Annotated in this window: 14 protein-coding genes; all 14 read left to right on the top strand. The window is 71.2% G+C overall.

The features are described from left to right. The first annotated feature begins 95 nt into the window (after positions 1-95). The 14 genes from ACFY6U_RS18615 to ACFY6U_RS18550 all read left to right on the top strand — a co-directional run bounded on the left by ACFY6U_RS18615 (position 96) and on the right by ACFY6U_RS18550 (position 14,137). Positions 96-1,655 (top strand): glycosyl hydrolase 53 family protein, encoded by a 1,560-nt coding sequence (locus ACFY6U_RS18615; RefSeq protein ID WP_390039723.1) that lies wholly within the window; start codon positions 96-98, stop codon positions 1,653-1,655. Between the two features lie 207 nt (positions 1,656-1,862). Next, a complete protein-coding gene (locus ACFY6U_RS18610) occupies positions 1,863-2,150 on the top strand; it encodes an ArsR family transcriptional regulator (RefSeq protein WP_351492922.1) in 288 nt (95 codons plus the stop codon). 29 nt (positions 2,151-2,179) lie between these two features. Then, positions 2,180-3,133, top strand: coding sequence for an SMP-30/gluconolactonase/LRE family protein (locus tag ACFY6U_RS18605; RefSeq protein ID WP_390039456.1), 954 nt, complete (start codon positions 2,180-2,182; stop codon positions 3,131-3,133). Between the two features lie 69 nt (positions 3,134-3,202). Further along, positions 3,203-3,664 (top strand): fluoride efflux transporter CrcB, encoded by a 462-nt coding sequence (gene crcB / locus ACFY6U_RS18600; RefSeq protein WP_390039454.1) that lies wholly within the window; start codon positions 3,203-3,205, stop codon positions 3,662-3,664. Beyond that, positions 3,661-4,041, top strand: a complete 381-nt coding sequence (locus ACFY6U_RS18595; protein ID WP_390039452.1) for a DUF190 domain-containing protein — start codon at positions 3,661-3,663, stop codon at positions 4,039-4,041. The genes crcB (ACFY6U_RS18600) and ACFY6U_RS18595 overlap by 4 nt, the downstream gene beginning before the upstream one ends. After that, positions 4,038-4,412: a fluoride efflux transporter CrcB gene (crcB, locus tag ACFY6U_RS18590; protein WP_390039450.1), complete on the top strand. Its 375-nt coding sequence runs from the start codon at positions 4,038-4,040 to the stop codon at positions 4,410-4,412. The genes ACFY6U_RS18595 and crcB (ACFY6U_RS18590) overlap by 4 nt, the downstream gene beginning before the upstream one ends. Before the next feature lie 72 nt (positions 4,413-4,484). Continuing rightward, positions 4,485-5,321: an undecaprenyl-diphosphate phosphatase gene (locus tag ACFY6U_RS18585; RefSeq protein WP_390039448.1), complete on the top strand. Its 837-nt coding sequence runs from the start codon at positions 4,485-4,487 to the stop codon at positions 5,319-5,321. A gap of 194 nt (positions 5,322-5,515) precedes the next feature. Beyond that, on the top strand, positions 5,516-6,193 hold the full coding sequence (locus ACFY6U_RS18580) for a FadR/GntR family transcriptional regulator (RefSeq protein ID WP_390039722.1): 678 nt from the start codon (positions 5,516-5,518) through the stop codon (positions 6,191-6,193). After that, the gene (locus ACFY6U_RS18575) at positions 6,190-7,629 is read left to right on the top strand and encodes an amino acid permease (RefSeq protein WP_390039446.1); all 1,440 of its coding nucleotides are present in this window, start codon (positions 6,190-6,192) and stop codon (positions 7,627-7,629) included. Before ACFY6U_RS18580 ends, ACFY6U_RS18575 begins: the two co-directional genes overlap by 4 nt. A 43-nt stretch (positions 7,630-7,672) precedes the next feature. Continuing rightward, positions 7,673-8,683: an asparaginase gene (locus tag ACFY6U_RS18570; RefSeq protein ID WP_390039444.1), complete on the top strand. Its 1,011-nt coding sequence runs from the start codon at positions 7,673-7,675 to the stop codon at positions 8,681-8,683. Positions 8,684-8,820: 137 nt separating this feature from the next. After that, positions 8,821-10,224, top strand: coding sequence for an aspartate ammonia-lyase (aspA, locus tag ACFY6U_RS18565; RefSeq protein WP_390039442.1), 1,404 nt, complete (start codon positions 8,821-8,823; stop codon positions 10,222-10,224). A 36-nt stretch (positions 10,225-10,260) separates the two neighbouring features. After that, positions 10,261-11,199 carry a glutaminase gene (locus ACFY6U_RS18560; RefSeq protein ID WP_390039440.1) on the top strand — a complete coding sequence of 313 codons (939 nt, stop codon included), beginning with the start codon at positions 10,261-10,263 and terminating at the stop codon, positions 11,197-11,199. Between the two features lie 200 nt (positions 11,200-11,399). Beyond that, positions 11,400-12,794, top strand: coding sequence for a polyprenol phosphomannose-dependent alpha 1,6 mannosyltransferase MptB (mptB, locus tag ACFY6U_RS18555; protein WP_390039438.1), 1,395 nt, complete (start codon positions 11,400-11,402; stop codon positions 12,792-12,794). Continuing rightward, positions 12,791-14,137: a glycosyltransferase 87 family protein gene (locus tag ACFY6U_RS18550; RefSeq protein ID WP_390039436.1), complete on the top strand. Its 1,347-nt coding sequence runs from the start codon at positions 12,791-12,793 to the stop codon at positions 14,135-14,137. Before mptB ends, ACFY6U_RS18550 begins: the two co-directional genes overlap by 4 nt. Positions 14,138-14,202: the final 65 nt, after the last annotated feature.

The raw sequence follows: 14,202 nt of genomic DNA, 5'->3' as shown, positions 1-14,202 counted from the left end.
CGCGAGTGCCACGAGAGCCGCGGGCGGAGGGGCCTCTCCTCCGGCCCCCCGGAGGACACCCCACCCCAGTCACGTCGAAGGGACGACGGACGATGATGTTCCATCCCAGACGCACCCTCAGAGCCCTGCTGCTGCCGCTCCTGGCCGGGCTCGCCCTCACCGCCCTCCCGGCGCAGACCGCCCAGGCGGCGAGCACCCTCACCAACGGCGGCTTCGAGTCGGACGGTGCGGGCGTGGCCACGCCCACCGGCTGGTCGGAGTACGGCGACACGGGCGCCTCGTACACCGAGTCCGGTGGCCACAGCGGCAGTTACCGCCTCAGCCACTACTCGGCCTCCGCCTACAAGGTGGAGACGTACCAGTACCTGTCGGGGCTGACCAACGGCAACTACACGCTCACCGCCTGGACCCGCTCCAGCGGCGGGCAGAACTCCGCGTACATATCCCTGAAGAACTGCGGGAGTTCGGAGCAGCGGACCGACCTGCCGGTCTCCACCGGCAGCTGGGTGCGGATCGTCACCTCGATCGCGGTCACCAACAACCAGTGCACCATCAGCGTCTACTCCGACGCCAACGCCGGCAACTGGATCAACGTCGACGACCTGACCTTCGCCTCGGGGTCGACCGGCCTGTCCATCAAGGGCGCCGACATCTCGTCACTGGCCAAGAGCGAGGCCAAGGGCGGGGTCTACAAGACCAGCTCCGGCACCACCGGGGACGCGGTCACCATCCTCAAGAACGCCGGGATGAACTACGCGCGCCTGAAGGTCTGGGTCAACCCGGCCGACGGCTACAACGACAAGGCGCACGTCCTCGCCATGGCCAAGCGGATCAAGGCCGCCGGAATGAAGCTGCTGGTCGACTTCCACTACTCGGACACCTGGGCCGACCCGGGCAAGCAGACCAAGCCCGCCGCCTGGTCCGGCCACTCCTACAGCCAGCTCAAGACCGACGTCTACAACCACACCTACGACGTCCTCAACGCGCTGAAGGCGCAGGGCACCACCGCCGACATGGTGCAGATCGGCAACGAGATCAACGGCGGCATGCTCTGGTCCGAGGGCTCCACGAGCAACTGGTCCCAGCTCGCCGGCCTCATCAACTCCGGCTACAGCGCGGCCAAGGCGGTCTCCTCCGCCACCCGGGTCGCCCTGCACCTGGCCAACGCGGGCGACGACGCCACGGTCCGCTGGTGGTTCGACAACGCCAAGACCTACGGCATCGACTACGACGTGATCGGGCTGTCCTACTACGGCTACTGGCACGGCTCGCTGGCCGCCGCCCAGACCACCCTGGACGACGTGGCCTCCCGCTACTCCAAGCCGGTCTTCGTCGCCGAGACCGCCTACCCGTTCACCCTCGCCCAGGACGACTCCCTGGAGAACCAGATCGACACCAGCAGCGAACTGGTCACCGGCTACCCGGCCACCGCCGCGGGCCAGCTGGCCTGGATGAACGCCGTCGCGAACATCGTCGAGGCCGTCCCGAACGGCCGCGGCCTCGGCGTCTTCTACTGGGAGGCGACCTGGACCGCCGTCACCGGCAACGGCTGGGACCCGACCGACGCCACGTCCGGCAACGGCTGGGAGAACCAGGCCCTGTTCGGCTACGACGACAAGGCGCTGTCCTCCATGGCGTGGTTCAGCCACCGCTGAACCACCACTGACGGGGGCCCGGCCGTAAGGGGACGGCCGGGCCCCTCCGCCCCGTCCGGGAGCCGGTGTGCCGGCAAGCCCACGACCGGCCGACCCCGTACGGCCGTTCGATCTCGGACATCGCGCCCGGACTCCGTCCCGCGGGCGCTTCGGCTGCGGGACAGTGGGAACACACACTGCGAGGAGGCAGGGACGGAGGCCGGTCGGATGCTGAGGAACGCCACGAGCGCAAGCCGCCTGGAGATCCTGGACTGGCTCAAGGATCCGGTGGCCCACTTCCCGCCCCAGCGCCACGCCGACCTCGCCGAGGACGGCGTCACCGTCCGGGCCGTCGCCGCCAAGCTCGGGGTCTCCCGCAAGGTCGCCGGCACCCATCTGGGCCTGCTGGCCCGGCTCGGCCTGCTCCGCACCAAGCGCATCCGGCACCGGGTCTACTACCGGCGCGACGAGGTCCGGATCGCCGAAGTGGCCCGGATGTTCGAGAAGGGCTGGTGAGAGCGGTCACCCCTGCCACCATGGCTCCCATGGACCGACCCACGCGCCTCGTCCCCCTCCACTACGTCGCCGTCGGCGGCCGCGGCCCGGAGGACGTGGTGACGGATCCGGACGGCCGGATCCTCACCGGCGTCGAGGACGGCCGGATCCTGCGCCTGGACGGGCTCGGCGACCCGGACACCGCCCGGGTCCGCACCCTCGCCCGGACCGGCGGCCGCCCGCTCGGGCTCGACCTCCTCCCCGACGGCGACCTGCTGGTCTGCGACGCGGAGCGGGGCCTGCTGCGCGTCGGACTCGCGGACGGCGCCGTCCACGTGCTCGCCGACACGGTCGAGGGCGAGCCGCTGCGGTTCGCGAGCAACGTGGTCGCCCTGCCCGACGGCACCGTGTACTTCACCGCCTCCAGCCGCCGGTACCCCCTCGCCCAGTGGATCGGCGACATCGTCGAGCACAGCGGCACCGGCCGCCTGCTGCGTCTCGCACCGGGTGCGCGCACGGCCGAAGTGGCCTGGGAGGGCTTCCAGTTCGCCAACGGGCTGACCGTGAGCGGCGACGGCACCTTCCTGATCGTCGCCGAGACCGGCGGGTACCGCCTCACCCGCTACTGGCTCACCGGCCCGCGGGCCGGCCGCGCCGAGTTCTTCGCCGAGCTCCCCGGCATGCCCGACAACATCTGGCGCGACGGAGACCTCCTCTGGGTCGCCCTCGCGGGCCCGCGCAACCCCCCGCTCGACGTCTTCCACCACAGCCCCCTCGCCGTCCGCCGGGTGGCCGCCCGGGCCGCCGTGCACGCCCCCTACCGCCCCGTCGGCACCGTGGCCGTCATCGCGGTCGACGACCACGGCCGGGTCGTCCACCACCTGGCCCGCCGCAACTCCGGCTTCCGCATGGTCACCAGCGTCTGCCGGACCGGCCGGCACCTGGTTCTCGGCAGCGTCCGGGAGCCCGGCGTCGCGATCTGCGCGGCCCCCACGGCGAAGTGACCGCCGGGTACGCCCGGCGGTACCCTGAGGCACCCGTAAGGGGCGGTGCCGAACAGGAGACGTACGACCATGACAGCCCCGGAAGCCGAGAGCCTCCGAGTCCAGCCGAGCCCCCGGCGGCGGCCCGAGTGGCGTGCCCAGGCACCGGTCGTCGCGGTGGTCGCCGTCGGCGGCGCGATCGGCGCGGTGGCCCGCTACGGCCTGGCCCTGGGCCTGCCCACGGCCGCCGGGGGATTCCCCTGGGCGACCTTCTGGACGAACGTCATCGGCTGCGCGGTGATCGGCGCGTTCCTGGTCCTGATCACCGAGGGACTCCCCGCGCACCGCCTGGTCCGCCCGTTCTTCGGCACCGGCGTGCTCGGCGGCTTCACCACCTTCTCCACCTACGCCGTCGACATCCAGAAACTCGTCGACCACGGCCGGCCCGCCACCGGGCTGGCGTATCTCGCCGCGACCCTGTGCGCGGCCCTCGCGGCGGTGTGGTGCGCGGCGACCGTGACCCGCCGTGTCCTCACCCGGAGGCAGCGATGACGAGACTGACCGGCCGCGCCCTGCGCCTGACCGTCTACATCGGCGAGGACGACATCTGGCACCACAAGCCCCTCTACACGGAGATCGTGCACCGCGCCCACGCGGCCGGACTCGCGGGCGCCAGCGTCTTCCGGGGCATCGAGGGCTTCGGCGCCTCCTCCCGCATCCACACCTCCAGGCTCCTGTCGCTGAGCGAGGACCTGCCGGTGGCGGTCGTCGTCGTGGACACGGAGGAGCGGGTCCGGGCGTTCCTGCCGCAGCTCGACGAACTGGTGACCGAGGGGCTCGTGACCTTGGACGAGTGCGAGGTCATCCGGTATGTCGGCCGGTCGGAAGAAAGCGGCGAATCGGACGTGAAGGGTAAGAAGTCGTTGTGAACTGGCTGTTGGTGGTACTGGGTGCCATGGTCGGTGCTCCGCTCCGCTACCTCACCGACCGTGCCGTCCAGGCCAGGCACGACTCCGTCTTCCCCTGGGGCACCTTCGTGGTCAATGTCACGGGTTGTCTGATTCTTGGCCTCCTGACCGGTGCGGCCTCGGCGGGCGCCGCGAGTCCGCACCTCCAGCTGCTCCTCGGCACCGGGCTGTGCGGGGCGCTGACGACGTACTCGACGTTCTCCTACGAGACCCTCCGGCTGACCGAGACCGGCGCCGGGCTCTACGCTGCCGCCAACGTCGTCGCGAGCCTCGCGGCGGGGCTCGGGGCGGCCTTCGCCGGGGTGGCGATCGCCCCGTCGGTGTGGGCCTAGGACTTGCTTCACACCCGCCCGCTGTAGGACTGTCTACAGCACTGTCGACCAAACTCTGCAGAACTGGATCCCATGAGCGCCATCTCCGTCGGTCAGGCCGCCGTCCTCGGGGTAGTCGAGGGGGTGACCGAGTTCCTTCCCGTGTCCTCCACCGGTCACCTCAAGATCACCGAGGGGCTCATGAACATCCCCGTCGACGACCAGTCCGTCGTCGGGTTCTCCGCCGTCATCCAGGTGGGCGCCATCGCCGCCGTGCTGGTCTACTTCTTCAAGGACATCAAGCGGATCGTCTCCGCCTGGTTCCGGGGCCTGACGAACAAGGAGGAGCGGTTCCACCACGACTACAAGTTCGCGTGGTGGGTCATCTACTCGACCATCCCGATCGTCCTGGTGGGCCTCGCGGCGAAGCCGCTGATCGACGGACCGCTCGGCTCCCTCTGGGTGGTCGGCGGCTCGCTGATCGCCGGCTCCGTCGTGATGTGGTGCGCGGACCAGATGGGCCGCCACAAGCGCGGTGAGGACGACACCTCCTTCAAGGACGCGATGCTGGTCGGCTGCTCGCAGATCCTCGCCCTGCTCTTCCCCGGCTTCTCCCGCTCCGGCGCCACCATGTCCACCGCGCTCATCCTGGACCTCGACCGCGTCGCCGCCACCCGGCTCTCCTTCTTCCTCGGCATCCCGGCCCTGACCGGCGCCGGCATCTACGAGCTCAAGGACGCGCTCGGCGCGGGGGTGGGCGCCGCGCCGCTGGCCGTCGGCACGATCGTCTCCTTCGTCGTCGCCTACGCGTCCATCGCCTGGCTGCTGAAGTTCGTCGCCAAGCACTCCTTCAACGCGTTCGTGATCTACCGCATCGTCATCGGCCTGGCCCTCTTCGGCCTCCTCGCCGCCGGAACCATCAGCGCCTGACCGGCCCGGGCCGCTTCGCGCCCACCGGTCACCGCTCCGCCACGGGGTGTGACGCCTGCGCATTCAGGTGTCGCACCCCGTGAATGTTTCCTTTCGCGACACCTTGACAGCCTCGTCCCGCAACCCGGAACATCTCCCTCGTGAACCTGTCAGACAGCCCGACAGCCGGACAGCCTCCGCGGCGCGTGAGCGCCATGGAGGCGGTACTGGCGCACCTGCGCGGCGCCATCGAGCGCGGCGAGTACGCCGTGGGCGACAAGCTCCCCTCCGAGGCGGAGCTCTGCCGCAGCCTGGAGATCAGCAGGCCCGTCCTGCGCGAGGCCCTGCGGGCCCTGCAGACGATGGGCCTGACCGTCTCCAAGACCGGCAAGGGCACCTTCGTGGTCGCCAGCGCCGTCGAGGACCCCACCTTCGGCGACTACGCGGCCAGCGACCTGCTCGAAGTGCGCCGGCACATCGAGATCCCGGTCGCCGGGTACGCGGCGCTGCGCCGCACCCCGGAGAACCTGGACCACCTGGCCCACCTGCTCGACCGCATGGAGCGGGAGACGGACACCACCGCGTGGGTCGCGATGGACACCCTCTTCCACCTCGCCGTGGCCGAGGCCGCCCAGAACCCGGTCTTCCGCCGGGTCATCGAGGAGATCCGGGACGCACTGGCGCGTCAGTCGGCCTTCCTCAACGAGCTGGGCGGCCGCCGCGAGCAGTCCAACCGGGAGCACCGGGCCATCGTCGAAGCGCTGATGGACGGTTCCGAGACCGACGCCGTGGACGCCATGAGCCACCACCTCGACCGCGTCGAGACCACCCTCACCCACATCGTGCGCCCCGCGCGCACGGACCAGCACCAGGAAGGCGGAACCGAGGCGTGAGCGAACAGCACCTCAAAGACGAGACGCGCCCCTCGTCCCGTCACGTCGACGCCGGGGACCACGGCTACAGCAAGTCGCTGAAGCACCGGCACGTCAACATGATCGCCATCGGCGGCGCCATCGGCACCGGCCTCTTCCTCGGCGCCGGCGGCCGCCTCGCCGACGCCGGCCCCTCCCTCTTCGTCGCGTACGCGGTCTGCGGCATCTTCGCCTTCCTCGTCGTGCGCGCCCTCGGCGAACTCGTCCTCTACCGCCCCTCCTCCGGCGCCTTCGTCTCGTACGCCCGGGAGTTCCTGGGCGAGAAGGGCGCGTACACGGCCGGCTGGATGTACTTCCTGAACTGGGCCACCACCGGCATCGCCGACATCACCGCGGTCGCCACCTACACCCACTACTGGGGGATGTTCTCCGACATCCCGCAGTGGGTGATCGCCCTGATAGCCCTGGCCGTGGTTCTCACCGTGAACCTGATCTCGGTGAAGATCTTCGGCGAACTGGAGTTCTGGTTCGCGATCGTCAAGGTCAGCGCCCTGGTCGTCTTCATGGTCATCGGCATCTTCCTGCTGGTCACCCAGCACCCGGTGGACGGCGCGACCCCGGGCCCGTCCCTGATCACCGACAACGGCGGCGTCTTCCCGAACGGCCTGCTGCCGATGCTGCTGATCATCCAGGGCGTGGTCTTCGCCTACGCGTCGGTCGAGCTGGTCGGCGTCGCGGCGGGCGAGACCGAGAACCCCGAGAAGATCATGCCCAAGGCGATCAACTCGATCATGTGGCGCGTGGGCCTCTTCTACGTCGGCTCCGTCGTCCTCCTCTCGATGCTGCTGCCCTGGAACAAGTACACGGCGGGCCAGAGCCCCTTCGTCACCGTGCTCTCCCACATCGGCGTCCCGGCGGCCGGCGGCGTGATGAACCTCGTCGTCCTCACCGCGGCCATGTCCTCGCTCAACTCCGGCCTCTACTCCACCGGCCGCATCCTGCGCTCGATGGCCGTCAACGGCTCCGCCCCGAAGTTCACCGCGAGGATGAGCCGCAGCCAGGTCCCGTACGGCGGCATCCTGCTCACCAGCGGTATCTGTGTCCTCGGCGTCGGCCTCAACTTCGTGGTCCCCGCCGACGCGTTCGAGATCGTCCTGAACTTCGCTGCCATCGGCATCCTCGCCACCTGGGGCATGATCATGCTCTGTCACCTGCTGTTCTGGCGGAAGACCCAGAACGGCGAACTCTCCCGCCCGGGCTACCGACTGCCGGGCTCTCCCTGGACCGAGATCGTGACGCTGGCGTTCCTCGCCTCCGTCCTGGTCCTCATGTACGCCGACGGCGGCGCCGGACGCACCACCGTGCTGTGCCTGCCGCTGATCGTCGCCGCGCTGGTCGCCGGCTGGTACGCCATCCGCGGCCGCCTCGCGCGCACGTCCACCGGATCCGACGCGTGAACCGCGTACCGGTCCGCCCCACCTCACCCGAGACCAGGCAGTGATGTACAGCAGTTCCCCCGCGGCCGCACCCATCGTCCGTGAACCCCTCCACGCCCCCGTCGCCCATCTCATCCGCGGCGGGGTCGTCGAGGGCATCCACTACGGCTCCGTCGTCGTCCTCGGCGCCGACGGGCAGGTCCAGTTCCAGCTCGGCGACATCGAGGCGGCGTTCTACCCGCGCTCGGCCCTCAAGCCCGTCCAGGCCGTCGCCATGCTGCGGGCGGGGCTGCCCCTCGACGGCGACCTGCTCTCGCTGGCCGCCGCGAGCCACTCCGGCGAGGAGCGGCACCTCGCCGGGACCCGGCGGATCCTCGACCTCGCCGGGCTCGCGGAAGCCGACCTGCGCAACGTGCCGGACATGCCGTACGGCTCCGCCGTGCGCGACACCTGGATCCGCGAGGGACGGCAGCCGTCCCGCCTCGCCCAGAACTGCTCCGGCAAGCATGCGGCGATGCTGTGGACCGCGAAGCTGAACGGGTGGTCGCTGGACGACTACCTCGATCCGGCGCACCCGCTGCAGCAGGCCATCGCCGAGATCGTCGAGGACCTGACCGGGCAGCGGGTGGCGGCGACGACCGTGGACGGTTGCGGGGCGCCGCTGTTCTCCGTCTCCCTGCACGGGCTGGCGCGCGCGGTGTCGCGGATCGTGTCCGCCGCGCCGGGTACGCCGGAGGCGCGGGTCGCCGACGCGATGCGGGAACACGCCGAGATGGCGTCCGGTGCCGGGCGTGACGTGGCCGCGCTGATGGCGGCCGTGCCGGGGCTGCTGGCCAAGGACGGCTTCGAGGGCGTCGAGGTCGCGGCGCTGCCGGACGGGCGGGCCGTCGCTGTGAAGATCGCCGACGGGGCGAACCGGGCGCGGGTTCCTGTGACGGCGGCTGCGCTGGCCAGGGCCGGAGTCGATCCGGAGCTGCTGCGCGGGTTCGACGGGGAGGCGCTGCTCGGCGGCGGCAAGGAGGTCGGGCGTGTGCGGCCCGTTCGTTCCCTGGAGCCGGTTTCGGTTTGCGCCTAGGGGCTGGGTGGCCATGTCGTGGGCGGCTGCAGGCCGCTTGCGGCTGGTCGCGCAGTTCCTCCCCCAGCCTTCGGCCGGGGGTACCCCCAGTGCCCCTTGCGGGGCGCTTCACCCTCACTCTCTTTGAAACAGGACTCATGACTGTTCGTAGCGAACACGACCTGCTCGGCGACCGTGATGTGCCCGCCGACGCCTACTGGGGCGTGCACACCCTCCGTGCGACCGAGAACTTCCCGATCACCGGCATGACGATCTCCGCCTACCCGCATCTGATCGAGGCCCTGGCCGCCGTCAAGGAGGCCGCCGCCCTCGCCAACGAGGAGCTGGGGCTGCTGGCGCCGGAGAAGGCCGCCGCGATCGTCGCCGCCTGCCGGGAGATACGGGACGGCAAGCTGCACGACCAGTTCGTCGTCGACGTGATCCAGGGCGGTGCCGGGACGTCGACGAACATGAACGCCAACGAGGTCGTCGCCAACCGGGCGCTGGAGCTGATGGGGCACCGGAAGGGGGAGTACCGGTACTTGCACCCCAACGAGGACGTCAACCTGGGGCAGTCGACCAACGACGTGTACCCGACCGCGGTCAAGATAGCGACCGTGTTCGCGGTGCGCGGGCTGCTCAGGGCGATGGCCGTGCTGCAGGACTCCTTCGGGCGCAAGGCCGTCGAGTTCCGGGACGTGCTGAAGATGGGCCGTACGCAGTTGCAGGACGCGGTTCCCATGACGCTCGGGCAGGAGTTCTCCACCTTCGCCGTGATGCTGGACGAGGACCGCAGCCGGCTCGCCGAGGCCGTCGAGCTGATCCACGAGATCAACCTGGGCGCCACCGCGATCGGGACCGGGCTCAACGCGCCCGCCGGGTACGCCGAGTCGGCCCGCCGGCACCTCGCCGAGATCACCGGGCTGCCCCTGGTCACCGCCGCCAACCTGGTGGAGGCGACCCAGGACTGCGGGGCGTTCGTCCAGATGTCCGGTGTGCTCAAGCGGATCGCGGTCAAGCTCTCCAAGAGCTGCAACGACCTGCGGCTGCTGTCGTCCGGGCCGCGTGCCGGGCTCGGCGAGATCAACCTGCCGCCCGTGCAGGCCGGTTCGTCGATCATGCCGGGCAAGGTCAACCCGGTGATCCCCGAGGTCGTCAACCAGGTCGCCTTCGAGGTCATCGGCAACGACGTCGCCATCACCATGGCCGCCGAGGCCGGGCAGCTCCAGCTCAACGCCTTCGAGCCGGTCATCCTGCACTCCCTGTCGGAGAGCATCACGCACCTGCGGAACGCGTGCCTCACGCTCGCCGAACGATGCGTCGACGGCATCACCGCCAACACCGAGGTGCTGCGGGCCACCGTCGAGAACTCCATCGGCCTGGTCACGGCCCTCAACCCGTACATCGGCTACACGGCGGCCACCGACATCGCCAAGGAGGCCCTCGTCACCGGCCGGGGCGTGGCCGAACTCGTCCTGGAAAAGGGCCTGTTGCCCGCCGAGCGGCTCGCCGGCCTGCTGCGTCCCGAGGTCGTCGCCGGCACCGGCTCACCCCTCGCCTGACCTGCGACTGCGCGCCAGGACCGGTCCGGAGGCACAATGGTGATCATGACAATGACGTCGTCCCGAACCTTCCTGCCGGTCCTGGAGCGCATCGCCGAGGAGATAGGCCGCACGCCGGGCCGCGGCCGCCCCGCCGACTACATCGCGGCCCTCGCCGCCTGCGACCCCCGCAGCTTCGGCATGGCCGTGGCCGAGCTGGACGGCACGGTCTACGGCGTCGGCGACTGGCGGCAGCCGTTCTCCACGCAGTCCATCACCAAGGTCTTCACCCTCGCCCTCGACCTGGCCCGCGAGGGCGACGAACTGTGGGAACACGTCGGCCGCGAACCCTCCGGCAACCCCTTCAACTCCCTGGTCCAGCTGGAGTACGAGAACGGCATCCCGCGCAATCCCTTCATCAACGCGGGCGCCCTCGTCGTCACCGACCGCCTCCAGACCCGAACCGGCGACGCGGCCGGCGAACTCCTGGGCTTCCTGCGGGCCGAGAGCGGCAACGCCTCCCTGGACTTCGACAAGGAGGTCGCCGCCTCCGAGTCCCAGCACGGCGACCGCAACGCGGCGCTGGCCCACTTCATGGCCTCCTACGGCAACATCGACAACGACATCCCGGTCCTCCTCGACCAGTACTTCCGCCAGTGCTCCGTCGCCGCCTCCTGCGCCGACCTGGCCCTCGCGACCACCTTCCTGGCCCGCCACGGCATCCGCGCCGACGGCACCCGCCTGCTGACCAGAAGCCAGGCGAAGCAGGTCAACGCGGTGATGCTGACCTGCGGGACGTACGACGCGGCGGGCGACTTCGCCTACCGGGTCGGCCTGCCGGGCAAGAGCGGGGTCGGGGGCGGCATCATCGCCGTGGTGCCGGGCCGTTGCACGCTGTGCGTGTGGAGCCCCGGTCTGGACGAGCGGGGCAACTCGGTGGCGGGAGTTGCGGCGCTCGACCGCTTCACGACATTGACCGGCCTGTCAGTGTTCTAGGAACGGCACTGGTGCGCCCCTTTTTTTGGGGGGGCTGGGGGTACCCCCGGCCGAAGACTGGGGGAGGAACTGCGCGACCAGTCCCCACCTGACCCGCACCCGCCCACGACCCACTGGTCAGTCACAGCCAGGTCTCTCGCAGGAAAACACCCCGTCGTTTCCCGGCCACCCACCATTGACACGCTGACCCAGTGTTGGCCATGGCTTTTCCCTTCGATCTCCGCCGCTGCCAGGTACTCGGCCTGGCCGGCACCGCCTTCCTTGCCCTGGGAGGTGAGACAGCCGGTGCCCTGCCCGTGGAGGATCTGCTCGCACCCAGCTCCGTGCAGGCGGCGTTCGGCCTGGTCGGCGTCTACTTCGGCGTCGTGCTGCTGATCGCGGCATGGCTGCTGCTGGGCCGCCTCGTACGCGGTTCCGAACCGCCCACCCCGCGACAGCTGTTGCTGGTCCTCGCCGTCTGGGCGGCCCCGCTGCTGCTGGCGCCCCCGCTGTTCAGCCGGGACGTGTACAGCTACCTCGCGCAGGGCGCCATGGTCGACGCGCACATGGACGTCTACACGTCGGGACCCGCCCAGCTCGGCGGCCCGCTGGCCGACGAGGTCGCCCCGGTGTGGCAGAACACCGCCGCCCCCTACGGCCCCGCGTTCATGGGCGTGGCCTCGCTGCTGTCCGGCCTGACCCGCGGCGAACTCCCGGCCGGGCTCTTCGGGATGCGGCTGGTCGCCCTGCTCGGCGTCGGCCTGATGGCGGCCGCGCTGCCCCGGCTGGCCCGGCACAGCGGCGCCGACCCGGCCGCCGCGCTCTGGCTCGGCGCCCTCAACCCGCTGGTGCTGCTGCACCTGGTCGCCGGCGCCCACAACGACGCGATCATGCTGGGTCTGCTGGGGCTCGGCCTGGTCGCGGCGCTCGGCCGCTGGCCGGTCCTCGGCGCCGTGCTCGTCACCCTTGCCGCGCTGGTCAAGGCGCCCGCGGCGCTCGGGTTGCTCGCGGTGATCGTCGTACAGGCGCGCAAGGGCCGCAGTCCCGTGCGGGCCACCCTGACGACGGCGCTCGCCTCCGGGGCGACGACGGTGGTGGCGACCGCCGTCGCCGGAACCGGGTACGGGTGGATAAGGGCGCTCGACACGCCCGTCTCCCCGCACAACTGGGCGCTCAGCAGCCTGCTGGGCCGGGCCACGGGCCGGGTCCTCGAACACTTCGGCAGCGATCTGGCGCCGCTCGCCGTCCCGGCCTGGCACCTGCTCGGGCTCGCGCTCACCGCGGTGACCGTGCTGCTGATATGGGTCCGGCTGCGGCCCCGCCCGGTCTACGCCCTCGGCCTGAGCCTCGCCGCGGTCGCCGCCTTCGGGCCGGCGATCCGCCCCTGGTACGCCATCTGGGGCCTGTTCCTGATAGCGGCCGCGGCGCCCAGCACCTCGGTGCGGCACCGGGTGGCGGCCGTCACCGGCGTGCTCGCCCTCGCCGTGCTGCCCAGCGGCGGCCCCGCCGACATCGGCCAGCTGGTCCTCGCCGTCTCCGGCGGGGTGCTCGGCGTGGTCGTGCTCTGGCAGGCCCACCAGGCCGCGCAGGCCCCGGCCGTGGGGCGTACGGCATGACGGGCCCGCTGCGACCGCGGACCGACCGGGGGAGGGTGCTGCTCGTCCTGGTCCTCGTCGCCGCCGTGACGGTGTTCACGGCCACCGTGCCGTTGCTGCGCGACTGGTTCGACCTGCGCGTGTACTACGGCACCGTGCACACCTGGGTGCACCACGGCGGGCGGATCTACGACTACCGGGTGCCCGGGACCACCTACGGGTTCACGTATCCGCCGTTCGCCGCCGTCGGCATGCTGCCCATGGCGCTGGTGGGGCTGCACCTGGCCATCGCGGCCTCGCTGCTGCTGAACCTGGCCGCGCTGGCGTTCGTGCTGCGCGTCCTGGCCGGGCCGGGCTGGCGGCGCTGGGGCTGGTACCGGTGGGCGCTGGCCCTGTGCGGGCTGGCGCTGTTCGAGCCGCTGCGGGACACCTTCAGCTTCGGCCAGGTGAACCTGATACTGCTGGCCCTGGTGCTCGCGGACTGCTGTCTGCTGCGCAGCGGGCGGGGCCGCTGGGCCGGGGCCGGCATCGGGCTCGCCGCCGCGATCAAGCTCACGCCGGCCCTGTTCATCTTCATGCTGCTGATCGGCCGCAGGTGGCGGGCGGCCGGTGTCGCCACGGCCGTGGCGCTCGCCGCGACCGGGCTCGCGGCCTGGGCCGACCCGAGGGCGTCCCGTTTCTACTGGACCCGGGCGCTCTGGGACACCAGCAGGGTCGGCCGGCTCGACTACGTCTCGAACCAGTCGCTGCAGGGCGTGCTGGCCCGGCTCGGCCACCCGGACAAACCGCTGTGGGCGATCGTGGTGGCGCTCACGCTGGCCGTGTGGGTGTGGCGTACCCGGAAGGCGGTGGCGGCCGGCGACTGGACGGCCGCCTTCGCACTCACCGGTCTCGCCGCCTGCCTGGTCAGCCCGATCACCTGGGTGCACCACCTGGTGTGGGTGCTGCCGTCGTTCGTGCTGCTGGCGCGTGCCGGGCACCCGCGGACCGCGGGCGCCCTCTACGCGGTGATGTGCACCAGCGTGGTGTGGCTGTGGTTCGACGACGCGTCCGGTGTCGACGGGTTCCTCGGCAGCAACGTCTACACCTGGATCACGCTGGGTCTGCTGCTGGGCCTGCCGGTCGGTCAGTCCCGCCCGGAGCGTTCGCTCCTGAGCCGCACCGCCAGGGTGACGGCGCCCGCGCCGAGCACCGCGAAACCCGCGACGACGGCGGTCTCCCACCAGTCGGAGCCGTCCTCGGGTGGCGTGGCCACCGCCATCGGTACGGTGCTCGGGCCCGGCCGGGGCCTGGCCCGCAGACCGTCCAGCGAGCCCACCGGGTCGACCCGTCCGGCCGCCTCGAAACCCCAGTCGAGCAGCTGACGGGCCTCGTCGTACACGCTGCCGTCCTGCGGGTTCATCACCGTCACGAGGAGGGTGCGGCCGCC

Source organism: Streptomyces sp. NPDC013157 (assembly GCF_042899865.1).
Lineage (GTDB): Bacteria > Actinomycetota > Actinomycetes > Streptomycetales > Streptomycetaceae > Streptomyces.
The sequence above is the reverse complement of the archived record's forward strand: the minus strand, read 5'-3'. Positions and strand labels throughout refer to the sequence as shown.

What these genes read in the sequence shown, in the direction of transcription:
- ACFY6U_RS18615 (WP_390039723.1), top strand. Translation starts at nt 96, where the DNA reads ATGTTCCATCCCAGACGCACCCTCAGAGCCCTGCTGCTGCCGCTCCTG.
- ACFY6U_RS18610 (WP_351492922.1), top strand. Translation starts at nt 1,863, where the DNA reads ATGCTGAGGAACGCCACGAGCGCAAGCCGCCTGGAGATCCTGGACTGG.
- ACFY6U_RS18605 (WP_390039456.1), top strand. Translation starts at nt 2,180, where the DNA reads ATGGACCGACCCACGCGCCTCGTCCCCCTCCACTACGTCGCCGTCGGC.
- crcB (WP_390039454.1), top strand. Translation starts at nt 3,203, where the DNA reads ATGACAGCCCCGGAAGCCGAGAGCCTCCGAGTCCAGCCGAGCCCCCGG.
- ACFY6U_RS18595 (WP_390039452.1), top strand. Translation starts at nt 3,661, where the DNA reads ATGACGAGACTGACCGGCCGCGCCCTGCGCCTGACCGTCTACATCGGC.
- ACFY6U_RS18585 (WP_390039448.1), top strand. Translation starts at nt 4,485, where the DNA reads ATGAGCGCCATCTCCGTCGGTCAGGCCGCCGTCCTCGGGGTAGTCGAG.
- ACFY6U_RS18580 (WP_390039722.1), top strand. Translation starts at nt 5,516, where the DNA reads ATGGAGGCGGTACTGGCGCACCTGCGCGGCGCCATCGAGCGCGGCGAG.
- ACFY6U_RS18570 (WP_390039444.1), top strand. Translation starts at nt 7,673, where the DNA reads ATGTACAGCAGTTCCCCCGCGGCCGCACCCATCGTCCGTGAACCCCTC.
- aspA (WP_390039442.1), top strand. Translation starts at nt 8,821, where the DNA reads ATGACTGTTCGTAGCGAACACGACCTGCTCGGCGACCGTGATGTGCCC.
- ACFY6U_RS18560 (WP_390039440.1), top strand. Translation starts at nt 10,261, where the DNA reads ATGGTGATCATGACAATGACGTCGTCCCGAACCTTCCTGCCGGTCCTG.
- mptB (WP_390039438.1), top strand. Translation starts at nt 11,400, where the DNA reads ATGGCTTTTCCCTTCGATCTCCGCCGCTGCCAGGTACTCGGCCTGGCC.
- ACFY6U_RS18550 (WP_390039436.1), top strand. Translation starts at nt 12,791, where the DNA reads ATGACGGGCCCGCTGCGACCGCGGACCGACCGGGGGAGGGTGCTGCTC.